24 protein-coding genes and 2 tRNA genes are annotated in these 20,067 nt (G+C 70.7%); 13 read left to right on the top strand and 13 right to left on the bottom strand.

Annotated elements, in window-relative coordinates:
- Positions 1-93: 93 nt before the first annotated feature.
- Positions 94-1,677 (bottom strand): phytoene desaturase family protein, encoded by a 1,584-nt coding sequence (locus tag QRO03_RS04105; RefSeq protein ID WP_285136244.1) that lies wholly within the window; start codon positions 1,675-1,677, stop codon positions 94-96.
- 62 nt (positions 1,678-1,739) lie between these two features.
- On the opposite strand from QRO03_RS04105, the gene QRO03_RS04100 reads away from it, so the two are divergent.
- The 4 genes from QRO03_RS04100 to QRO03_RS04085 all read left to right on the top strand — a co-directional run bounded on the left by QRO03_RS04100 (position 1,740) and on the right by QRO03_RS04085 (position 4,420).
- The gene (locus QRO03_RS04100; protein WP_285136243.1) at positions 1,740-2,537 is read left to right on the top strand and encodes an inositol monophosphatase family protein; all 798 of its coding nucleotides are present in this window, start codon (positions 1,740-1,742) and stop codon (positions 2,535-2,537) included.
- 252 nt (positions 2,538-2,789) lie between these two features.
- Positions 2,790-4,175, top strand: coding sequence for a M23 family metallopeptidase (locus QRO03_RS04095; RefSeq protein ID WP_285136242.1), 1,386 nt, complete (start codon positions 2,790-2,792; stop codon positions 4,173-4,175).
- Positions 4,176-4,240: 65 nt separating this feature from the next.
- A tRNA-Thr gene (locus tag QRO03_RS04090) sits at positions 4,241-4,312 on the top strand.
- A 34-nt stretch (positions 4,313-4,346) separates the two neighbouring features.
- A tRNA-Met gene (locus tag QRO03_RS04085) sits at positions 4,347-4,420 on the top strand.
- A 51-nt stretch (positions 4,421-4,471) separates the two neighbouring features.
- Here the strand turns inward: QRO03_RS04085 and QRO03_RS04080 are convergent.
- Positions 4,472-4,846: a hypothetical protein gene (locus tag QRO03_RS04080; protein ID WP_285136241.1), complete on the bottom strand. Its 375-nt coding sequence runs from the start codon at positions 4,844-4,846 to the stop codon at positions 4,472-4,474.
- A 136-nt stretch (positions 4,847-4,982) separates the two neighbouring features.
- On the opposite strand from QRO03_RS04080, the gene QRO03_RS04075 reads away from it, so the two are divergent.
- A complete protein-coding gene (locus tag QRO03_RS04075) occupies positions 4,983-5,291 on the top strand; it encodes a hypothetical protein (protein ID WP_285136240.1) in 309 nt (102 codons plus the stop codon).
- 266 nt (positions 5,292-5,557) lie between these two features.
- Here QRO03_RS04075 and QRO03_RS04070 read toward each other — a convergent pair whose 3' ends face one another.
- Positions 5,558-5,749, bottom strand: coding sequence for a TFIIB-type zinc ribbon-containing protein (locus QRO03_RS04070; RefSeq protein ID WP_285136239.1), 192 nt, complete (start codon positions 5,747-5,749; stop codon positions 5,558-5,560).
- A 59-nt stretch (positions 5,750-5,808) separates the two neighbouring features.
- Between QRO03_RS04070 and QRO03_RS04065 the strand changes: the two genes are divergently transcribed.
- Positions 5,809-6,741, top strand: coding sequence for an aldo/keto reductase (locus QRO03_RS04065; protein ID WP_285136238.1), 933 nt, complete (start codon positions 5,809-5,811; stop codon positions 6,739-6,741).
- 43 nt (positions 6,742-6,784) lie between these two features.
- Here the strand turns inward: QRO03_RS04065 and QRO03_RS04060 are convergent, their stop codons facing one another.
- The 9 genes from QRO03_RS04060 to QRO03_RS04020 form a co-directional block, all read right to left on the bottom strand.
- On the bottom strand, positions 6,785-7,171 hold the full coding sequence (locus QRO03_RS04060) for a hypothetical protein (RefSeq protein WP_285136237.1): 387 nt from the start codon (positions 7,169-7,171) through the stop codon (positions 6,785-6,787).
- Positions 7,168-8,160, bottom strand: coding sequence for a hypothetical protein (locus QRO03_RS04055; protein ID WP_285136236.1), 993 nt, complete (start codon positions 8,158-8,160; stop codon positions 7,168-7,170). The genes QRO03_RS04060 and QRO03_RS04055 overlap by 4 nt, the downstream gene beginning before the upstream one ends.
- Entirely contained in the window at positions 8,147-8,662 is a 516-nt protein-coding gene (locus QRO03_RS04050; RefSeq protein WP_285136235.1) for an RNA polymerase sigma factor, read from the bottom strand. The genes QRO03_RS04055 and QRO03_RS04050 overlap by 14 nt, the downstream gene beginning before the upstream one ends.
- 277 nt (positions 8,663-8,939) lie before the next feature.
- Positions 8,940-9,332 (bottom strand): PaaI family thioesterase, encoded by a 393-nt coding sequence (locus tag QRO03_RS04045; RefSeq protein ID WP_285136234.1) that lies wholly within the window; start codon positions 9,330-9,332, stop codon positions 8,940-8,942.
- A 92-nt stretch (positions 9,333-9,424) separates the two neighbouring features.
- Positions 9,425-10,048 carry a TetR/AcrR family transcriptional regulator gene (locus QRO03_RS04040; RefSeq protein WP_285136233.1) on the bottom strand — a complete coding sequence of 208 codons (624 nt, stop codon included), beginning with the start codon at positions 10,046-10,048 and terminating at the stop codon, positions 9,425-9,427.
- 12 nt (positions 10,049-10,060) lie between these two features.
- On the bottom strand, positions 10,061-11,467 hold the full coding sequence (locus tag QRO03_RS04035; RefSeq protein WP_285136232.1) for a dihydrolipoyl dehydrogenase family protein: 1,407 nt from the start codon (positions 11,465-11,467) through the stop codon (positions 10,061-10,063).
- A gap of 75 nt (positions 11,468-11,542) precedes the next feature.
- Complete coding sequence (locus tag QRO03_RS04030) at positions 11,543-11,803, bottom strand: hypothetical protein (protein WP_285136231.1); 261 nt, start codon at positions 11,801-11,803, stop codon at positions 11,543-11,545.
- Complete coding sequence (locus QRO03_RS04025) at positions 11,800-12,642, bottom strand: NAD-dependent epimerase/dehydratase family protein (protein WP_285136230.1); 843 nt, start codon at positions 12,640-12,642, stop codon at positions 11,800-11,802. Before QRO03_RS04025 ends, QRO03_RS04030 begins: the two co-directional genes overlap by 4 nt.
- 122 nt (positions 12,643-12,764) lie before the next feature.
- The gene (locus QRO03_RS04020) at positions 12,765-13,181 is read right to left on the bottom strand and encodes an Asp23/Gls24 family envelope stress response protein (protein WP_285136229.1); all 417 of its coding nucleotides are present in this window, start codon (positions 13,179-13,181) and stop codon (positions 12,765-12,767) included.
- Between the two features lie 121 nt (positions 13,182-13,302).
- On the opposite strand from QRO03_RS04020, the gene QRO03_RS04015 reads away from it, so the two are divergent.
- The 6 genes from QRO03_RS04015 to QRO03_RS03990 all read left to right on the top strand — a co-directional run bounded on the left by QRO03_RS04015 (position 13,303) and on the right by QRO03_RS03990 (position 17,948).
- The gene (locus QRO03_RS04015) at positions 13,303-13,845 is read left to right on the top strand and encodes an RNA polymerase sigma factor (protein ID WP_285136228.1); all 543 of its coding nucleotides are present in this window, start codon (positions 13,303-13,305) and stop codon (positions 13,843-13,845) included.
- 5 nt (positions 13,846-13,850) lie between these two features.
- Positions 13,851-14,423, top strand: coding sequence for an Asp23/Gls24 family envelope stress response protein (locus tag QRO03_RS04010; RefSeq protein ID WP_285136227.1), 573 nt, complete (start codon positions 13,851-13,853; stop codon positions 14,421-14,423).
- Positions 14,420-14,740 (top strand): hypothetical protein, encoded by a 321-nt coding sequence (locus QRO03_RS04005; protein ID WP_285136226.1) that lies wholly within the window; start codon positions 14,420-14,422, stop codon positions 14,738-14,740. Before QRO03_RS04010 ends, QRO03_RS04005 begins: the two co-directional genes overlap by 4 nt.
- A gap of 71 nt (positions 14,741-14,811) precedes the next feature.
- The gene (locus QRO03_RS04000) at positions 14,812-15,660 is read left to right on the top strand and encodes an SDR family oxidoreductase (protein WP_285136225.1); all 849 of its coding nucleotides are present in this window, start codon (positions 14,812-14,814) and stop codon (positions 15,658-15,660) included.
- Positions 15,661-15,786: 126 nt separating this feature from the next.
- Positions 15,787-16,791, top strand: a complete 1,005-nt coding sequence (locus QRO03_RS03995; protein ID WP_285136224.1) for a pyridoxal-phosphate dependent enzyme — start codon at positions 15,787-15,789, stop codon at positions 16,789-16,791.
- Complete coding sequence (locus QRO03_RS03990; protein WP_285136223.1) at positions 16,788-17,948, top strand: cystathionine gamma-synthase; 1,161 nt, start codon at positions 16,788-16,790, stop codon at positions 17,946-17,948. The genes QRO03_RS03995 and QRO03_RS03990 overlap by 4 nt, the downstream gene beginning before the upstream one ends.
- Positions 17,949-18,235: 287 nt before the next feature.
- On the opposite strand, the gene QRO03_RS03985 is transcribed toward QRO03_RS03990, so the two are convergent.
- Positions 18,236-18,871, bottom strand: coding sequence for an NADPH-dependent F420 reductase (locus QRO03_RS03985; protein ID WP_285136222.1), 636 nt, complete (start codon positions 18,869-18,871; stop codon positions 18,236-18,238).
- A 367-nt stretch (positions 18,872-19,238) separates the two neighbouring features.
- On the opposite strand from QRO03_RS03985, the gene QRO03_RS03980 reads away from it, so the two are divergent.
- Complete coding sequence (locus QRO03_RS03980; RefSeq protein ID WP_285136221.1) at positions 19,239-20,036, top strand: sulfite exporter TauE/SafE family protein; 798 nt, start codon at positions 19,239-19,241, stop codon at positions 20,034-20,036.
- Positions 20,037-20,067: the final 31 nt, after the last annotated feature.

Here is a 20,067-nt window from a genome sequence, read left to right as displayed (position 1 = left end):
CTCGAGCGTTGCACCGGCTCGCGGGACACGGCGCGGACTCCGGGCGCACCGCGGGTACCCACCCGCCCCAGGCTCCAGGCAGCCCCCGACGCCTTACCGCTCCAACATCTCCAACGCGGCCATCGCGGCGTTCTGCCCCCCGATACCGCTGACCGCCCCGCCCCGCTGCGCGCTCGACCCGCACAGCAGCACGCGCGAGTGCGGTGTCGCCACGCCCCACCGCTCCGCGGGGGAGTGGGCCGGCGACGTCAGCCACGGCCACGACAGCGCGCCGTGGAAGATGTCGCCGCCGACCATGTTGAGCGAACTCTCCAGGTCGGTCGTCGTGCGGGCCTCGATGCACAGCCGCCCGTCGGGCGCGCGCAGGATGCAATCGCGCAGCGGCTCGGCCAGCACCGTGTCGAGCGACGCCTGCGCCGCAGCCAGAAGTCGCGCCCCGGCGGCGACGGGATCGGTGTCGTCGATGAGGCGATGCGGCACTTGCAGTCCGAACATCGTCAGCGTTTGCGCGCCCGACGCCCGCAGCTCGTCACCGAGGATCGACGGATCGGTCAGGGAGTGGCAGTAGATCTCGACGGGGAGCGGCTCGGGAAGGACTCCCGCGGATGCCGCCACGTGCGCGGCATCCAGTTGGGTCATCGTCTCGTTGACGTGGAAGGTGCCGGAGAACGCGGCTTCGGGGGTGACCGAGGTGTCGCGCAGTCGGGGGAGTCGCGACAGCAGCATGTTGACCTTGACCTGCGCGCCCTCGGGTTCCGGGGCGCCGGTGGTGGCGGAACCGCCCGCGGCAAGCATGCGGTCGAGGACGGCGCGCCCGACGCCGCTGAGCACGAGCTCGCCGTGGAACACCTCCGATCGATCGGTCATGGTGTGCACGTCGCCGTCGGGCGAGATCGAGACGACCTCGACGCCGGTCACGATCTGCGCGCCCGCCTCGCGCGCGGCGCGTTCGAGTTCGGCCGTCACCGCGCCCATACCGCCGACGGGGACGTCCCAGTGCCCGGTCTCGCCGCCGATGACGTGGTAGAGGAAGCAGCGGTTCTGCGCGAGTGAGGGGTCGTCCGATGACGCGAAAGTGCCGATCAGTCCGTCGGTCAACGCGATGCCGCGCACGAGGTCTCTGTCGAGCGACGCGCGCAGGAGGTCTCCGAGGGGACGCTCCGTCAGCGCAGAGAAAAGCGCGTCGTCGCCGACCTTCTCGCGCACCTCGTCAACGGTCGGCAGCGGCTCCGTCATCGTCGGGAACACCGCCCGACCGAGCGGGGCCAGACGTTCCCCGAATGCAGCGAACCGCTCGGCCTCGTCGGTGTCGCCCAGGGTGCGGGCGAACGACGCGGCCGTGGCCTCGGCATCCTCGGTGTCGATGAGGATGCCGCGCGACGGGTCGACCGGATCGGGTGTGTAGGAGGAGTACCGGCGCCGCCGCAGCTCGATGCGCAGGCCGAGGTCGTCGATGATCTTCTGCGGCAGCAGGCTGACGAGGTAGGAGTAGCGCGACAGTCGCGCGTCGACCCCGCGCCACGGGCGTTCCGACACGGCGGCGCCGCCCACGGCATCCGTTCGCTCGATCACCACCACCCGGCGCCCGGCGCGGGCGAGGTAGGCCGCGGCGACGAGGGCGTTGTGCCCTCCTCCCACGATGACGACGTCGTACCGGCGAGTATCCGAAGCGGTCATGTCATCCACGGTATCGACGGGCGCGACTTCGGCTAAGGGGGTGGCGCACTAGCGTGGATGCCATGACTTCCCCCGCGGATCTGCTCGACATCGCCACCCGCATCGCCCGAGAGGCGGGCGAGTTGGCCCTCCGCCGCCGCCGCGAGGGCGTGACGGTCGCGGCCACCAAGTCGGCCGCGGCCGACATCGTCACCGCCGCCGACCGCGAGGTCGAGGCGTTCATCCGCGCGGAGCTGGCTCGGGAGCGCCCGGGCGACGGGTTCTTCGGCGAAGAATCGGGCGCCGAGGCCGGCACGAGCGGCATCACCTGGGTCGTCGATCCGATCGACGGCACCGTCAACTACGCGTACGGCATCCCGGCCTGGGCGGTCAGCATCGCCGCCGTCCAGGGTACGCCCGAGACCGCGACGTGGACCGCGCTCGCCGGTGCCGTCTTCAACCCCGTCACGGGTGAGCTGTTCCGTGCCGCCCGCGGCGGCGGAGCCTGGCTCGGCGACCAGCGCCTCTCGGTCAGCGAAGTGGGCGAAGCCGGTGGGCTCGTCGCGACGGGCTTCGGGTACGACCCCGAGACGCACGGTCCGGCGCTCGCGCAGCTGTCGCGCGTCATGCCCATCGCGCGCGACGTGCGCCGCATCGGTGCGGCCTCACTCGATCTGGCATCCGTCGCCGCCGGGCGCGTCGACGCCTACTACGAGCGTGGCACCCACCCGTGGGATCACGCGGCCGGCGCGCTGCTGGTCGAAGAGGCCGGAGGACGCGTCGGCGGGGCGCCTGGCGGTCGCCCGGGCAACGGCATGGTCATCGCCTCGGGGCCCGACTTCTTCTCGCGGATCGAGCCGCTGCTCGACTTCGAGCGGTGACCACCCCGCCCGCTCAACGCATTCTCAGTTGACGGGGGGTATGGTGTTTACCAGTTCGTTATCTTCCGCAACCCGAACCTGCGGAAATGGCCAAGCCCCACAGCCCGAAGCCGTCGCCCGTGCGCGACACGACACGAGAGCCCTCGCGCGTTGCCGTCAGAAGCCTTCCCGATTGAGCCTGCCCCCACCCGGCGGTCCCGTCGCCCCCTCACTCCTGCCCCCGAGGCCGCCGTCCGGCCGACCCGAGCCGAGATGCGTCGCCACGGTGCGAGCGACCCGGCACCGGTCGACGCCGAGAACGTCGCGCAGCCCGAGCTGATCGAGAACGTGGCCGCCGCCGTCCTCGAGACGGTCATCGCCGCGACGATCGACGCCACGCTCCCCGAAGCGGATGCCGCGTCCACCGACGCCGCCCGCTCCGACGCCGCGGAGCCCGACGCCCTCGAGGTCACCGTCGTCGACGAGCGCTCCTCCGACGAGGTCGCGGTCATCCTGCAGAGCGCCGACAGCGACAGCGCCACCACGCCCGTCACGCTGCCGACCTCCCCGATCACCCTCCCGGTCTCGTCGCGTCGTTCGCGCCGGCGCCCGCAGGAGGCGGTCATCCTCGACAGCGCCGACACGCTCGAGGCGCCGGTCGCCGGAGCCCCCGTCACGGATTCTCGCGTCGCCGAAGTACCCGCCGCGGATGCGCCGACCACCGATGCACCCGCCCCTGACGCGCCGCGCACCGAGCGGAATCCGGATGCCGCAGACGCCCCCGTCGACGACGAGTTCACCTCGGCCGCGCGTCTCTTCGCGTTCACCGGCGAGACCGCCGTGCAGTCGAACCGCGTCGCCGGTCCTGCCCAGCCCGTCGCTGAGGGCCTTCCGGCCGTCGCGATGACCGGCACCCGCCGCAACGTGCGCCGCATCGCGGCCACGTCGTTCTCGGTCGGCGTCATGGGCGTCGTGGGGCTGCTCACGGTGGGCATGACCATGCCGGTCAGCGCCCTCGCCTCGGCGAGCGGCACCGACAGCGTCACCGCGAGCGAAACCGTCACCACCCGGCTCGCCGTCGGTGGCGACGTCGCCGCATCCGAGGGTGCCATCCAGGCCTACGTCGCTCCCGCCGCGGCGCAGGCGGCCGTGGTCGACCGCTCCGACGGCTACAGCGCGACCACCTACGCGCAGATGGCCGCCGATTCGGGGATCACCAACCCGTCCAACTTTTACGTCAACGACCCCACGGCGCCCATCCAGTGGCCCTTCGCGGTCGGCGTGCCCATCACGTACGGCTTCGGCATGCGCGACGGCACCATGCACGAGGGTGCCGACTTCGTGCCCGGCGAGGGTTCGCCCGTGCAGGCGATCGCCGACGGCACCGTGCGCATCGCGACCGAGCAGGGCGGCGCCTTCGGCGTGACGGTCCTGATCGATCACGAGATCGACGGTCAGCTCGTCTCGAGCCGCTACGGACACATGCAGTACGGTTCGCTGCAGGTCACCCAGGGTCAGCACGTGAAGGTCGGGCAGTTCCTCGGCCGTACCGGTAACACCGGCCGCTCGTTCGGCGCCCACACGCACGTCGAGATCCTCCAGAACGGCACCACTCCGATCGACCCGATCGTGTGGCTGCGTCAGCACACCGGCGGCTGAGCCGATTGGTGGGAGGGTGTCGCGGTCTGATATCCTCTTCAAGTTGCCCGGAGCGATCCGGGTACGCCCCGATAGCTCAGTGGCAGAGCACTTCCATGGTAAGGAAGGGGTCGTCAGTTCAATCCTGACTCGGGGCTCAAGGTGTTCATTTCCGAATCGTGGATGCCGTGCGGCGGGGTAGCTCAGTTGGTGAGAGCGCACGACTCATAATCGTGAGGTCGCGGGTTCAAGCCCCGCTCCCGCTACCGAAGACACTGAGAAGCCCCGGCTCGCGCCGGGGCTTCTGTCGTTCCTGCTCAGGCCGCGCGCCGGCCGCTCTGCCGGTCCCATTCCAGCGACTTCCACTGCAGGAAGGTGCAGAGGTTGCTGGCGATGACGTACTCGGCGGCGAGGCTGGCGATGTCGTGCACCGTCATCACCAGGTCGTCGGGCCGCTCGGTGAGCGTCAACTCCCATACCGGGTCGTCGTAGCTGCGCGGCTTCATGAAGATGGATGCCGAGGCGTTCCGAAGGCGCAGGATGACGAGTCCGGTGTCGTCGGTGTCCCCGTCTTCCTGAGGGGCGACGGTGATGGAGCCGGCGATGCAGTGCTCCTCCTTCTCGAACTCCTCCACCCAGCTCTCGAGCTGCGCGTGGGAGCGGCGGGGTGGCGAGTCTTCGAGCGGTCGCATGGGGCGAGTATGCCACCCCGGCGGTCCCGGGCCGCGGGGAGGCGCTCGCCTTGACCGGCGGAGGCGCAGTGTGCGACAAGCTCTCTGCCGGGGCAACCCCCTGGGGTGTCCCATGCAGGGCGACTATCGTGCCTGCATGCCGAACAGTATCGAGCGCACCCACCTCACGGTGGATGGTTCGACGTTCGCGCTCGGACCCCTCGAAGCCCTCGACGATCTGCGGGACCAGGTGCTGCGCGCGGCGCGGGCCGGAGGCGGCTTCCTGAACGTCACCGTCGACGGCGGTCAACGCCTCAGCTTCTTCGTGACGACGACCACGTCGGTCGTCATCGCGGTCGCGACGGTACCGCTCAGCGCCGACACGGCCGACGGGCGAGGCCTGCAGCACACCCCCGGGATCGATCGCGACTACAGCGACGGAGACGTCCCCTTCGACGTCATCTAGGGTCGCCGCCCCGACGCAGCCCGTGTGCGGGGGCCGCCGATCACCGCCGCGCCCGCGCGACCCGCGCCGCGAGCGACCCTGCCGCGCGCCAGGGCGCGATCCGGCCGCGCGCCGGAACGACCCGGACACGCGCCGCGAGCGACCTACCGCGCGCCGGAAGCAACACGGCCGCGCGCCGCGAGCGACCCTGGCGAGCGCAGGCACGACCCGGGCGCGCGACCGCTGGTCGGGCACCGCCGAGGGAAAGCGTGGCGCGACCCCCGGTCTCAGTCCCAGCGCGTGTCCCGCTCCTCGTCGTCGCCGTCGCGCGCGGCATCCGCCGCCGGCCACTCCATCCGGAAACCGCACTCGCGGCATTCGTCCGCCCGGATGCCCTCATCGAGCAGCGGGTGCATCGTCACGCCGCAGGCGGGGCAGATCGGCTGCGCCTCATCGGCGAAGGCGTTCGTGTAGCTCATGGATCCTCCGTTCCCGCGGCGACATCTCGATTGTGCCCCCGCGCGGATAACGTCGGAGCATGCCCGCTTCTTCCGCCCGCCTGGGTTTCGGTCTGGCCGCCGTCGGCCGTCCGGCGTACATCACCACCGGTCGCGACGACGACCTCGGCGACCCGGCCGCCCGCTCGGTCCCGGCGCTGCGGGCGCGGGCACACGCCCTGCTCGATGAGGCGTGGGATCTCGGCATCCGGTACATCGATGCGGCACGTTCGTACGGGCTCGCCGAGGACTTCCTCGGCGGGTGGCTCGCGGCGCATCCCGAGAGGCGTTCCGCGCTCGTCATCGGCTCGAAGTGGGGCTACGCCTACGTCGGCGAGTGGAAGATGGATGCCGCTGTGCACGAGCGCAAAGAGCACTCAGCGGCGATGTTCGACCGGCAGTGGCCCGAGACGGTCGCGGCTCTCGGCTCACCGCCCGACTTCTACCTGGTCCATTCCGTGACCCCCGACAGCCCCGCGCTCGCCGACCGCGAGCTGCTCCAGCGGATGCGACGACTGCGCACCGACGGCGTGCGCGTGGGGCTGTCGACGAGCGGTCCGCGCCAGGCCGACGTGGTGCGCGCGGCGATGCGCCTCGACGACTGTCCGTTCACCGTCGTGCAGTCCACCTGGAACCTGCGGGAGTCCTCCGTCGGTGACGCGCTGGCCGAGGCGCACGACGCGGGTTGGACCGTGGTGGTCAAAGAGGCGCTCGCGAACGGCGAGCTCGCATCCGCCGAGCCGGGCGGCGACTTCGCGTCCGCGACATCCGGGATCGCATCCGACCTCTTCGCGCTCGGTGCCGCGCTGTCGCAGCCGTTCGCCGACATCGTGTTGAGCGGGGCGACGACCGCCGAGCACCTCCGTCGCGGCGTCGAGGCGCGTGCCGTGGAGGTCGACCGCGCGGTGCTCGCGGGCCTCGCGGCCGACCCGAGCGACTACTGGCGACGCCGGTCGGAACGCCCCTGGCGCTGAGCTGGACGAAGAGCCCCCGCGCCACTCGAGAGGAGCGGATGGATCAGGGCACGCATCGCACGTCGGCGACGCTGCCCGACACGTTCGCCCACGAACTCGCGATCGCGGTGGCCAACACCGACCCCGATGACGACCGTGCCTGCGCGTAACCGGCGGAGCGGGCGTTGGCGATGGAGCGCACCGTCATGCCGGGTGCGTACGTTCCGCACGACGACCATGACACCCGTGTTCCGGTGAGCCCCGTTCCGATGAAGGCGCACACGTTGCCGGTGGCGCAGCTGCCGACGGACCCTTCCTCGCCGGCGGGCGGCACGTCGATGCTCATGCCGAGCTCGGGCCAGTGCGCACGGGTCGAGTCGATGACGACCCCGCCGGGGAGGTCGTCGAGCGCGGCGGCGATGTCGGGGTGGAGGTCTTCGGGTGCGGTCATTGCGGAGCGTCCTTCCTGTCGCGTACATCCCACAGGATGTAGTCGGTGATCGATCCGGCGGGGAGCTTGAGGTTGGGGTTGTCCTCGACCAGAGCCGATTCGTACCCCACGATGCGGCCCGTCTCCGTGGAGATCAGCAGCGAGATGTCGGAGTTGACGGAGGCCGAGGGGATGCCGCCGAGCCCGACGACGGGACGTCCCAGGCGGTCGTTCGTGACGCCGAGCACGCGCAACCCGGGGGCCGAGGCGAGCACGTCGAGCAGGGCCGACTGCTGGCTCCCGGTGAGCGTCCACTCGCTCTGCAGCGACCGCACGCCCAGCATCACGTCACCCGCCGCGAGGGGTTCGCTCGCGCCCGTCGAGGTCACGATCAGTGACCGCATGACATCCGGGGTCGGTGCGGGCGGCGTGCGGACGAGCGGGGAGAACTGGTTCTGCACGAACTGCAGGTCGCCCACCACGGTGCCGGGGGTCGGATCGTCCACGGGAACCGTGTCGCCGTCGGCGTTGGTCGCCTCCGCAGCGACCGTGACGACCGAGCCCGACAGATCCTCGGTCCAGCGCACGTCCACCCACTCGCGGCGGAAGACCGTGGCCTCCGCGTCATCGGGCGATCCGCTGAAGTACCACCCCAGCGACAGTGATCGACGCTCCGGCGCGAGAGTCGTCGTCGACTCGGACAGACGACGCTGCGCTTCGGCGATGACCCGCGACGCATCGTCGGCGACGGCCGAGTACACCAGGGGCTTGGGGGTGAGGGCGTGGGCCGAGGGTGCCGGCATCCAGAGCACTCCCGAGACGATGGCGAGCACGAGGACGACGGCTGCGGCGGCGGAGGCGATGGCGAGGGCCGGACGACGTCGACGAGCACCGGGACGGCCGACGATGTCGCGCAGACGTCGTTCCGCGTCGAGAGGGATCGGGGCGTCCACCGGGGTGCGCGCGGTGTCCAGACGGCGCATGGCCCGGGCGAGCTCATCGTCGGTCATCGCGCACCTCCTCGCCGGTCGGAGCCGCCCGCTGAAGGAGTGGGCGCAGTCGCGCGCGGAGCCGATTGAGCCGCGTCCACACGGCGCCCTCGCTCGACCCGATCACGACCGCCACCTCGGCGGCCGAGAGCTCCTCCCAATACGTCAGCCAGAGGATCTCGCGCTCGCGCTCGTTCAGCGCCCGGATGGCATCCAGCAGGCGCGCGGTCATCGCGGGCTCCGCCTCGCTCGCGAGGGTGCGCACGTGGTCCTCGATATGCGTCCACAGGGCCCCCTCTCGATCTCGACGCCGGTATTCGTTCGCTATGAGATTGCGTGCGGTGCGGTACAACCACGGCAGTCCGAACGGATCGCGCGGATCGCGTTTGCGCCAGGCGATCTCGAAGCAGTCCATCGTGAGGTCGGCGGCGGCCTCGCGATCCGATACGCGCCGCTCGATGAATCGAAGAACGGCGTTGTGGTGCTCGCGGAAGAGCACCACGAAATCCGACTCGTCGATCACCGGCGTTTGTCTCCGTGCATCCGAAGGGGAAGTGTTTGAACGAGTCGAATCCTTACACGTCGACGTGACAGAAAAATTCTTCGCGTCGTTGTAAGGATCCGCGTCCGCATGACACCGCACTGATGGGGGTGGGTGTCTTCTCCGGCTTCGAGACGACACCCGCACGCCCGCCGACTGATGTTCGGGACTGACCTCGGCGGGTGAGGGGTTGCGCTGCGTGGGGGCAGTGCAACCCCTCGCATCCCCGACATCGGTCCAGGATGCCAGAGCGCCCGCGTCAGTCCGGATCGACGATCAGGTTCGTGATGCGCGCCGTCGCGATGAGTCGATCGTCGTCGTCGCGGACGACGATGTCGTAGGTCGCCACGCGGCGTCCACGGTGGGCGGGTGTCGCGACGGCATGGATCCGTCCGTCGCGCGCGCCGCGGTGGTGGGTGATGTTGAGATCGACGCCCACGCAGACCTTTCCGAGCGTCGACGCGTGGATCATCGCGGCCCACGATCCGACGGCTTCGGCGAGGGCGGCCGTCGCTCCGCCGTGCAGTCGCCCGAGCGACTGCGTGTTGCCGTCGACCGGCATGACAGCCGTCACACGTTCGGCGGACTGCTCGACCACGGTGATGCCGAGTCGCTCGTCGAGGGCTCCGGGGACGATGGTCCAGGGCGTCATGGACTGCTCCTTCCGCCGCCCGCCGAGGGGCGGCCCTCCCCGACATTATTCCTGAACGTTCGTTCAGGAGAGGCGCCATCGACCGGTGGGACTCAGGACGAGCGCAGGCCGTCCAGGGCGATGCGGACGATGTCGGCGCCGAGGCGTCCGCCGTCGACGCCACCGCCGGGGCGGTACCACTCCACGACGGAGTTGATCATGCCGAACAGCAGGCGCGCGGCGACGGCCGCGTCGACGTCGTCGCGCACATCGCCCTCGGCCTGCGCTTCGGCGACGAGAGCGGTGACGCGGTGATCGAAGACGCGTCGCCGTTCGAGCGCCATCTGCTCGACGGGGCTGTTCCCGCGAACCCGCAGCAGCAGTGTCACCGCGGGCAGTCGCGCGACGAGCACGTCGGTCGCGCCGACGAGCACGAACCGCAGGCGGTCGGATGCCGCCCCCGCGGAGGCGCGGGGGTCGTCGAAGACCGCTTCGAGGCCCCCCAGCGCCGCCTCCAGCGCCACCGAGAGCAGCTCCTCCTTCGAGGAGAAGTGGTGGTAGAGGGCCGATTTCGCGAGGCCCAGGCGTCGGGCGAGATCGGACACGCTCGTGGCGTCGTAGCCCTGTTCGTTGAACAGCCGCACCGCGACGTCGAGGATGCCCTCGCGGTCGTAGCCCGGGCGGCCGCGCCGCGCGGGGGAGTCGGCGGGGGTCGTGGCGGGGTTCGCGGCGGTCACGATGTCAGTGTGTCACTCCAGCAGGGCCGGGGAGTCGGCCCGCAGCAGCGCCCGCGCCGCGTTGCCGATGACCGCGCTGTAGGTGGGGTAGGCGAAGCGCACGCCGGCGAGGGTCGCGACGTCGATGCCCGCGGCCATCGCCGTCGTGACCGACTGGATGACCTCGACCGCGTTCTCTCCCACCGCGTGCGCGCCGAGCAGAAGCTCTTTGCGGCGGTCGGCGATGAGCGTGAGGAACCCGCTCTCGCGGTCGTCGATCACCGCGCGGTCGAGGTCGGCGAAGCGCACCGTCGCCACGACGCACGAGGGGTCGCGGTCGCGCGCCTGCTCCTCGGTGAGTCCGACGCCGGCGTAGTCGGGGTCGGTGAACCCGCCGGCGGGGAGCAGGTGGTGCGGGGTGCGTCGGTTGGCGCCGAGCACGGCGTTCTCGGCGGCGGCCTCGCCCTCGAACTGGGCCGCCTGCACCAGCATGTCGCGGCCGTTGGCGTCGCCCACGGCGAGGATGTGCGGCACGATCGTGCGGAAGTACCTGTCGACCGGGATCGCCGATCGCTCGACCGCGACGCCCGCGCGATCGAGCCCGAGGTCTTCGACGTCGGCGGGCCACCCCGTCGCCATCAGGACGACGTCGACGTCGACGGTGTGCGCCTCTTCGCTCTCGCGCCAGGTCAACCGGATCGCGCCGTCGTGCTCGTCGAGGCGCTCGACCGTGTCGATCCCCGTGTGCACGTCGACGCCGCGCGAGAGGAACGCCTCGGCGATGGCGTTCGAGATCCGCGCATCGGATGCCATGAGCACACGCGGCGCGACGTCGAGGAGCGTCACTTCGGCGCCGAACGATCGGAACACCGTCACCAGCTGGGCGCCGGTGTTGCCGGCGCCGATGACGGCGACGCGCCGGGGGAGTTCGGTCAGCGACAACACGTCTTCCGGCACGGTCGCGAGTTCGGCGCCCGGGATGGGGAGGCGCCGGGAGTGCCCGCCGACGCACACGAGGATCGACTCGGCGCGCACGCGCCGCCCGCTGTCGAGCTCGAGGGTGTGGTCGTCGACGAAGCGCGCACGGCCCTCGTGGATCAGGTCGATGCCGGCGTCGGCGAAGCGCTCCGCCTCGCGCTTGATGGAGCGCACGGCGTCGACGCGCTCGTGCACGCGCGACACCACCGCCGACCAGTCCACCCGGGGCTCGTCGACGACGATTCCGTAATCGTCGGCGGAGCGCGTCTCGCGCATGAGTCGCGCCGCCTTCGCCAGCACCCGGGTGGGAACGCAACCGGTGTTGACGCACGTGCCGCCGACGCGGCCGGCTTCGAGCACCACGACCGATGCCCCGAGTTCGGCGGCGCGCAGCGCTGCCGCGGTGCCCGCCGGTCCCGCACCGATCACGGCGATGTCGTAGCTGTCGGCGGCGTCGCTCACGGTGGTCCTCCCGGCGGGTCGGTGATCCCAGTCAAACCCGCACCGGCGAGCCGACCGCGGGGGTTGCGCGCCGGCTCAGAACCCCTCGTAGATCTCGGTGGCGGTCAGCCCCGTGCCGCCGAGGGCGTGAACGCCCGGCGCAGGATGCAGCTCGAACGTCTCGCCGTCGTGCAGGAGCACGGCGGTGTAGTCGCCGCGGGTGTCGAGCTTGAGCTCGTACCGACCCGTGTCGATCAGCCGCAGAGTCACGACGGCGCCGCTGCGGGCCAGGAAGCTGGTCTCTTTCTCGTGTGCCGTGGGCAGCGGGATGACCGGCTGATCGTCGTGGGAGGTCATCGGTGGTCGCGCCACGAGTGCTGGGGGTCGTAGCCGAGGAGGCGCCGCGCCTTGTCGATCGACAGCAGCGTGGTGTTCTCGCCCAGCTCTCCGCGCGTCTCGACCCCGGGGAAGACCTCGTCGATCAGCTCGGCGTTCGGGCGGGTCATGACCGTGTCGGCGGCGGCGATGATGAAGGTGTCGAAGCCGTTCGGCGCGTTCTCGAGGGCGCGCTGGATCGACTGCGCTCCGTCGCGCGCGTCGATGTAGCCCCACAGGTTCCACTTCCGGGTGCGCGCGTCGGCGTCGAAGGGGAACTCCGCGTAGTCGGCGGGGACCATGACGTTCGAGAATCGCAGCGCCGTGATCGAGAGGTCGGGATGCCACCTCACCAGCTCGGTCGCGAGTCGCTCCTCGAGCGTCTTCACGAGGGAGTAGACCGACTCGGGGCGGGGAGCGTATTCCTCGTCGACCGGGATGTACGGCGGCGGGACGTCGAAGGGGAGCCCCAGCACCGTCTCGCTGGAGGCGTAGACGATCTTGCGGATGCCGAGCCGCACGGCCGCCCAGAACACGTTGAACGTGCCCGTCATGTTGTTGTGGAACGTGGCGATGTCGGAGCGGATGCCCGGCGCGGGGATCGCCCCGAGGTGGACGACGGCGTCGAAGCCCGTGTGCTGGTCATTCACCCCGGCGAGGGCGTCGATCACCTGGCCGTAGTCGGTGAGCTCGACCTGCACGAACCCCGGGCCGCGTTCACCGTGGATGTCGAGGCCGATGACGTCGTGGCCGGCGGCACGCAGTTCGCGGGCGACGACGGTGCCGAGCTTGCCGGAGGAACCGGTGAGGGCGATGCGCATGTGAGTCCTTCAGGTCGGGATGCTGTCGAAGATAGCGCCGGGCACCGACACCGGGCGGCGGCTTGACGAGGCTCGGCCCGCGAGCTCGTGCTCGCGGGCCGGGGATGTGCGAGGGCGTCGGGTCAGTGGACGCGCGCCTCTTCCTCGTCATCCTCGTCGTCGCCGGGGATGAACACGTCGACCACGGTCACGTTGACCTCCACGACCTTCATACCCACGATGTCGGAGATCGCCTTCTCGACGGCGGAGCGCACGTTCGCCGCGACGCGCTGGATCCGCTCGGGGTAGTCCACCTGGATGGCGATGTCAGCGGCGACCTCGGTCTCGCCCACCTCGACGCTCACGCCCTGGGCGTAGTCCTTCGCGCCGACGGCCTGGCGGATGTTGCCGATGACACGAGCCGCACCCCCGCCGAGGGCGTGCACCCCGGGAACCTGGGCCGCGGCGATGCCGGCCACTTTGGCGACGACGGGGTCGACGATGACGGTCTTTCCGCCGTCCGCGCGGGTGCCGGTGGGGGTGGAGATGTTCTGTGCCATGAGAAGGGTCCTTTCGTCAAGATCCGAACCCCCGGTGACCCCGGGGTGTTTCGCTATGGGGACGGGTCAGGTTCGTGAAACGTCACGGATCCCTTCTTCGAGATTGCCGACAGGAACCGCGATGCCCTCTTTGTCCTCCGCTACCGACGCGTTCCTCGCGTCGCGGGCGGCCGACGGCGACCAGCTCGCCTTCGGAGTGCTGGTGCGCCGGCACGCGCCCTTCCTCGTCGCCTTCGCGACGAGGTTGACGGGCTCGCGCGCCGATGCCGACGACTGCGTGCAGGAAGCCCTCATCACCGCCTGGCGTCGGCTGCCCGACCTGACCGATCCCGAGAAGGTGCGCAGCTGGCTCACCACGATCGTGTCGCGCAAGGTCACCGACCGCATGCGCTCGCGGAAGATCTCCGAGCAGATCGACGAGCAGATGGTCTCGGCGAAGGACGACCCCGAGCGCTCCGTTGTGGCATCGTCGCAGATGGATGCGCTGAAGAAAGTGCTCGCCGATCTGCCCGAGGAGCTCCGAGTCGTGTGGGTGCTGCGCGAGGTCGGCGGCCACAGCTACGACGAGATCGCCGTCGAGGTCGGCGAGACCGCGGCGACCGTGCGAGGCCGTCTCGCCCGTGCCCGAAAGACCGTGTTGGAACGCATGCAGGAGTGGAGGTGATCGGAATGAGCGAGCACAGCGAAGAAGTCGGAGGTTCGGGGTACTCCCTCGAAGACCTCTCGGCCTACCTCGACCGCGGACGCACCCCCCGCATCCCCGCGATCGAGCGCAACGCCGAGTGCCAGGCGATCCTGGCATCCATGGAGCGGATGGGCCGCCTGTCCCGCGAGATCGTGGAGGAGCAGGCCGCCGAGCCCCTCGCCGAGTCCTGGTACGACAGCATCATGCGCCAGGTGATGCGCGAGTTCCGCGCCGGCCGCGACATCCCGCTCGCCCGCACCGACGACGGGACCGAGATCGTCGTCACAGAGGGCGCGCTCTACGAGCTCATCCGCACGGTCGGCGATGGCATCGAGGGCGTCCTCGTCGGCCGCGTGCGCCTGAATCAGCCGGAGCCCGGGGCGCCGATCGAGGTGCGTGTCACCGTGAGCGTGCGCTTCGGACGCGCGATGACGGTGGCGGTCGAAGAGATGCGCACCGGCATCCGCACGGCGATCGAGCACCACGGCGACCTCAAGGTGGGCCGCGTCGACGTCACCGTGGGTGACGTGCACACGGACGAGGGAGAAGACGAATGACCGCCATCACCGCCGCCGAACTGGCCCCGCGAATCGACCTCGCCGTGACCGCGGTCGAGGGTGTGCGCGAGACCTACTCCGCTCGTCCCGTGGTCGCCCGTGCCATCGAGCACGTCACCGAGGTCGAGGGTTCCCTCGCCTCCGTCGAACAGGCGGCCGGGTCCCGCGCGATCACCGTGTGCATCGGGGTGTCGCAGACCGACGACGCGGCGAGCGTCGCCGCGGCCGTCGCCGCGGCGGCGCGGGGTGCGGGCGCCGACGACGTACCGTCTCGCGTGCGGGTACGCGTAGCCCGTCTGGTGGTCCCAGCCTCCTGAGTCGACTCTCGGACTCGGGCGTCGGCGGCGGCATACTCTGGGAGCACCGCTCGTTCCCTCCCGGAGGCCGAATGCCCACGCCGCCCCTCATCGCCGTCACCGGATCCACCGGCGCCGTGGGAGGTCGCGTCGCGCGCGATCTCGCCGCCCGCGGCATCCGTCAGCGTCTTCTCGTGCGCGACGCATCGCGCGCCCCGTCCCTCGAGGGGGCGGAGGTGCGCGTGGCCCGGTACTCGGACGCGGATGCCGCCCGCGCGGCCCTTCAGGGGGTCGAGACGCTGTTCATGGTCTCGGCGTCGGAGACCGCCGACCGTGTGGAGCACCACCGCACGTTCGTGGAGGCGGCCACCGCCGCGGGCGTGCGTTCGATCGTGTACACGTCGTTCCTCGCAGCGGCTCCGGACGCCGTCTTCACCCTCGGGCGCGACCACGCCGCGACGGAGGACGTCATCCGCTCGTCCGGGATGACCTGGACGCTGCTTCGCGACAACTTCTACATGGACATGATGGAGCTCTTCGCCGGTGACGACGGCGTCATCCGGGGTCCGGCGGGCGAGGGGCGATGCTCGCTCGTCTCCCGTTCCGACGTGGCGGCCACCGCGGTGTCGGTGCTGCTCGATCCCGCCGCCCACGCCGACACCTCGTACGACCTGACGGGTCCCGAGGCGCTGACCTTGGCGGAGGTGGCCGAGAAGATCTCCGCGGTCCGGGGCCACCCCGTGCGCTTCGTCGACGAGAGCCTCGACGAGGCCTACGCGTCGCGCGCCGCGTTCGGCGCCCCGCGCTGGCAGGTCGATGCATGGGTCAGCACCTACACCGCCATCGCCGGCGGAGACCTCGCCGCGGTCTCCGACGACGTCGAACGGGTGACCGGCCGTCCGGCGCAGAGTTTCGACGAGTTCCTCGGCGCCGTATCGTGACGCCGGAGCGGTCGCGGTATGCTTTCCGCGTGCTGACCTGTCGCTGTTGTCGCTGAACGCTTTCCGCGTTCTTTCGACGACCCCGTCAGCCGCGCCCTCCGGCGCATTCATCCCCAGGAATCCATCGTGCGTTACGCCCACAGCGTGGCCGACCTCGTCGGCAACACCCCCCTCGTTCGTCTGACCCGCGTGGCCGACGGCATCGCCGCCACCGTGCTCGCGAAGATCGAGTACTTCAACCCCGGCGGGTCGGCGAAAGACCGCATCGCCGCCAACATCGTGGATGCCGCCGAGCGGGACGGACTGCTTCAGCCCGGCGGAGTGATCGTCGAGCCCACCAGCGGCAACACCGGGGTCGGCCTGGCGCTCATCGCCCAGCAGCGCGGGTACCGGTGCGTCTTCGTGGTGCCCGACAAGGTCGCCGAAGACAAGCGCGCCGTCCTGCGGGCCTACGGTGCCGAGGTCGTGGTGACGCCGACGAACGTCGAGCCCGACGACCCGAACTCGTACTACAGCGTCTCCGACCGCCTCGTCCGCGAGATCCCCGGCGCGTTCAAGCCCAACCAGTACGCCAACCCGAACGGCCCCCGCAGCCATTACGAGACCACCGGTCCCGAGATCTGGCGCGACACGGAGGGCGCGTTGACCCACTTCGTCGCCGGCGTGGGCACGGGCGGCACGATCACCGGCACCGGTCGCTACCTGCGGGAGGTGGCCGGAGACCGCGTCCGCATCGTGGGCGCCGATCCGGTGGGCTCGATCTACTCGGGTGACGAGATCCACGGCTACGACGTCGAGGGCGTCGGCGAGGACTTCTGGCCGCCGGCCTTCGACCCCTCGCTCGTCGACGGGTACGAGCGCGTGTCCGACGCCGAGTCGTTCGCCATGACGCGGCGCCTCGCGCGCGAGGAGGGTCTGCTCGTCGGCGGTTCCAGCGGCATGGCCGTCGTCGCCGCCCTCCGCGTCGCCCGCGACCTCCCCGCCGAGGCGGTGGTGGTCGTGGTGCTGCCCGACCACGGTCGCGGCTATCTCAGCAAGATCTTCGACGACGAGTGGATGACCGCGAGGGGCTACGACGTTACAGCCCTGGCATCCGTCATCCCCCCGAGCACCCAGGAGCACGCCTCATGAGCACCCACGACGCCGCCCGCGGTTTCGACAGCCTCGCCGTCCACGCGGGCCAGGCCCCCGACGAGACGACCGGTGCGGTCATCCCGCCGCTGCACGTCTCCACCACGTACGCGCAGGACGGTATCGGCGGCCTCCGCGGCGGCTACGAGTACGGCCGCAGCGGGAACCCCACGCGCACCGCGCTGGAGTCGCAGGTCGCAGCCCTCGAGGGCGCCGTCCGTGCCCTGTCGTTCGCCTCCGGTCTGGCCGGCGAAGATGCGCTGCTGCGCGCGGCACTCGTCCCCGGCGACGAGGTGCTGATGGGCAACGACGTCTACGGCGGCACCTACCGCCTGCTCGCCCGCGTGCTCGGCCCGTGGGGCATCACGCTGCGCGTGGTCGACATGAGCGACCTGGATGCCGTGGCCGCGGCGATCGAAGAGCGCGCGCCGCGCATGGTCTGGGTCGAGACGCCCAGCAACCCGATGCTGCGCATCACCGACATCGCAGGTCTCGCCCGTCTGGGGCACGCCGCCGGTGCGATCGTCGTCGTCGACAACACCTTCGCCTCGCCGGCCCTGCAGCGCCCGATCACTCTGGGCGCCGACGTCGTCGTGCACTCGGCGACCAAGTACCTGGGCGGCCACAGCGACGTCGTGGGCGGCGCGCTCGCGTTCGCCGACGCCGACCTCGCCGAGAAGACGCAGTTCCTGCAGTTCGCCGCGGGAGCGGTGTCGGGCCCGTTCGACGCCTACCTCACCACGCGCGGCATCAAGACGCTCGGCATCCGCATGCAGCGTCACAGCTCGAACGCACAGGCGGTGGCCGAGCACCTCGCCGGCCACGATCGCGTGGCGACGGTGTACTACCCCGGGCTTCCCACCCACCCGGGCCACGAGCTCGCGGCGACGCAGATGAGCGGCTTCGGCGGTATCGTCTCGCTCGCCCTCGCCGACGGTGCGACCGCGCGTCGGTTCGCGGAGTCGACGCGCCTGTTCACCCTCGCCGAGTCGCTGGGGGGCGTGGAGTCGCTCGTGAACTACCCGGATGCCATGACCCACGCCTCGGTCCGCGGCACCGAGCTCGCGGTGCCTGACACGATCGTGCGCCTTTCGGTTGGCATCGAGTCGGTCGACGACCTCGTCGCCGACGTGGATCAGGCGCTCGCCTCGCTCTGACCGGCGTCTGTGCCGAGCGTCCCGCCCTCGGCCCTGGTTGCCGTCGGGGCATGCCCGCGGTGGTCTGACGGCGCTGGCGTCGATCGCCCGGCGTCGGCGGCGGTCTAACGGCGTCGGCGTCCGTCGCCTGGCGTCGGTCGCCCGGCGGAGGCGGCGGGTTCCCCGCATCCACGCATAAACGCGATCCGTGCGCATAAACACGCAGCGAGAGTGTTTATGCGCACGAATCGCGTTTATGCGTGCGAGGATCAGCCCGGCTCGGCGCGTGCCGGCCGGGCCCGCCGTCGTCAGCGCTCCGCGCGCGCCAGGTTCTGCGTCAGCTCGTCGGCGTTCTGCCGCACGACGTAGGCCGGCTGGTCGCGCTCGACGCGCCAGCTCTCGCCGAGCGGGCCGACGTTGACGGTGTCGAAACCGAACTCGTCGTAGACGCGGGTCACGAGCGCGACGGCCTCGTCGGAGTCACCGGACGTGGCCAGGGCGCGACGATTCTCGGTGCCGGCGGGGGAGCCGTCGGTGAGGATGTCCGCGGCCATGATGTGGTTGAACGCCTTCACCACTCGCGACTGCGGCAGGTGATCCTGAAGCATCTGCGAGGTGGTCGTCTGCTTGTCGTCGAGGGCCTCGATGTGCCCATCGCGCTCGAAGTAGTAGTTGTTCGTGTCGAGCACGGTCTTTCCTGCGAGCGGGGCGACCGGCACCTCGGCGATCGCCTTCAGCGGCACGGTGACGACGACGAAGTCACCGGCCTCCGCGGCATCCTGAGCCGTTGCTGCGCGGGCGTTGCCGCCGATCGACGAGACGAGGCCGGTGAGGGTCTCGGGTCCCCGGGAGTTGGCGATCACGACGTCGTAGCCGTTCTTCGCGAAGCCCTGGGCGAGCGCCGAGCCGATGTGTCCTGCTCCGATGATTCCTACGGTTGTCATGCTGTCGTGCAACGGCACCGGCCGGGGAGGAATTCCCGGCCCTGAACGAACAACTAGCGGCATAAGTATTTAGCACTCCGAGCTACCGTCGTCAACCGGTCGATCGACGGGGGTGGTGCGATTTATCGTCATCTTGTCGCACCCTCACGCGAGTGGTCGCCGGCCGGTGTTCGGGTCACCGTCCAGCTTGACCTGTGAGGGCGACGGCCCCCGGTGGACGCGGCTTCGGACCACCGGGGGCCGCTTTCTTTTCCGGGCGGCCCTCTCCTCGCCGGGTGTCGTCTCGGGGCGCACCGCGCGAGTGGAAGACTGGTTGGTCGGTGGCGCTCCGCCGCCGAGGACCGTCTTGCGAAGGAAACCCGAGCCCGTGACCTCCGACACCCGCCCCGTCCGCTCCACCCGGTTCTACGTCGTCTGCATCGGCGTGGGTCTTCTGGCCGGACTCCTGTCCGGGCTGTTCGGCGTGGGCGGCGGCACCGTCATCGTGCCCCTGCTCGTGCTCCTGCTCGGCTTCGACCAGCGGCTCGCCGCGGGTACCTCTCTCGCGGCCATCGTGCCCACGGCATCCGTCGGCGTCATCTCCTACGCGGTGCACGGCTCCGTCGCGTGGCTTCCCGCCCTGATCCTGGCCGCCGGCGCCGTCATCGGCGCGCAGATCGGCACGTGGCTGCTCCCGAAGCTGTCGCAGACGGCGCTGCGGTGGTCGTTCGTGGCGTTCCTGGCCGTCGTCATCGTCAGCCTCTACTTCGTCGTGCCCTCGCGCGACGCCGACCTCGTCCTGACCTGGGTCACCGGACCCCTGCTCGGCGTACTCGGCGTGATCACCGGTATCCTGGCCGGCCTCCTCGGCGTCGGCGGCGGCATCATCGTCGTACCCGCGCTCATGCTGCTGTTCGGCACGAGCGACCTCATCGCCAAGGGCACCTCGCTCCTGATGATGATCCCCGCGGCCGTCTCGGGCACTGTCGGCAACCTGCGCCGATCCAACGTCGACCTGCGGGCGGCGGCGTTCGTCGGTCTCGCGGCCTGTACGACGACCGCGCTCGGCGCCTTCATCGCCACGCTCGTCGACCCGCTCGTCGGCAACATCCTCTTCTCGGTCTTCCTGGCCTTCATCGCGGTGCAGATGGGCATCAAGGCCGTCCGCGGCCGCCACCAGCGCTGAGAGGGCGTCCGGTCGCCTCGATAGACTGACC

Source organism: Microbacterium sp. lyk4-40-TSB-66, from assembly GCF_030209475.1.
Classification (GTDB): Bacteria; Actinomycetota; Actinomycetes; order Actinomycetales; family Microbacteriaceae; genus Microbacterium.
Note: the sequence above shows the minus strand (reverse complement) of the source record. Positions and strands in the feature narration are given on the sequence as shown.

Coding starts and splice junctions, on each gene's coding strand:
- QRO03_RS04105 (WP_285136244.1), bottom strand. CDS start 1,677: ATGACCGCTTCGGATACTCGCCGGTACGACGTCGTCATCGTGGGAGGA.
- QRO03_RS04100 (WP_285136243.1), top strand. CDS start 1,740: ATGACTTCCCCCGCGGATCTGCTCGACATCGCCACCCGCATCGCCCGA.
- QRO03_RS04095 (WP_285136242.1), top strand. CDS start 2,790: ATGCGTCGCCACGGTGCGAGCGACCCGGCACCGGTCGACGCCGAGAAC.
- QRO03_RS04080 (WP_285136241.1), bottom strand. CDS start 4,846: ATGCGACCGCTCGAAGACTCGCCACCCCGCCGCTCCCACGCGCAGCTC.
- QRO03_RS04075 (WP_285136240.1), top strand. CDS start 4,983: ATGCCGAACAGTATCGAGCGCACCCACCTCACGGTGGATGGTTCGACG.
- QRO03_RS04070 (WP_285136239.1), bottom strand. CDS start 5,749: ATGAGCTACACGAACGCCTTCGCCGATGAGGCGCAGCCGATCTGCCCC.
- QRO03_RS04065 (WP_285136238.1), top strand. CDS start 5,809: ATGCCCGCTTCTTCCGCCCGCCTGGGTTTCGGTCTGGCCGCCGTCGGC.
- QRO03_RS04060 (WP_285136237.1), bottom strand. CDS start 7,171: ATGACCGCACCCGAAGACCTCCACCCCGACATCGCCGCCGCGCTCGAC.
- QRO03_RS04055 (WP_285136236.1), bottom strand. CDS start 8,160: ATGACCGACGATGAGCTCGCCCGGGCCATGCGCCGTCTGGACACCGCG.
- QRO03_RS04045 (WP_285136234.1), bottom strand. CDS start 9,332: ATGACGCCCTGGACCATCGTCCCCGGAGCCCTCGACGAGCGACTCGGC.
- QRO03_RS04030 (WP_285136231.1), bottom strand. CDS start 11,803: ATGACCTCCCACGACGATCAGCCGGTCATCCCGCTGCCCACGGCACAC.
- QRO03_RS04025 (WP_285136230.1), bottom strand. CDS start 12,642: ATGCGCATCGCCCTCACCGGTTCCTCCGGCAAGCTCGGCACCGTCGTC.
- QRO03_RS04020 (WP_285136229.1), bottom strand. CDS start 13,181: ATGGCACAGAACATCTCCACCCCCACCGGCACCCGCGCGGACGGCGGA.
- QRO03_RS04015 (WP_285136228.1), top strand. CDS start 13,303: ATGCCCTCTTTGTCCTCCGCTACCGACGCGTTCCTCGCGTCGCGGGCG.
- QRO03_RS04010 (WP_285136227.1), top strand. CDS start 13,851: ATGAGCGAGCACAGCGAAGAAGTCGGAGGTTCGGGGTACTCCCTCGAA.
- QRO03_RS04005 (WP_285136226.1), top strand. CDS start 14,420: ATGACCGCCATCACCGCCGCCGAACTGGCCCCGCGAATCGACCTCGCC.
- QRO03_RS04000 (WP_285136225.1), top strand. CDS start 14,812: ATGCCCACGCCGCCCCTCATCGCCGTCACCGGATCCACCGGCGCCGTG.
- QRO03_RS03990 (WP_285136223.1), top strand. CDS start 16,788: ATGAGCACCCACGACGCCGCCCGCGGTTTCGACAGCCTCGCCGTCCAC.
- QRO03_RS03985 (WP_285136222.1), bottom strand. CDS start 18,871: ATGACAACCGTAGGAATCATCGGAGCAGGACACATCGGCTCGGCGCTC.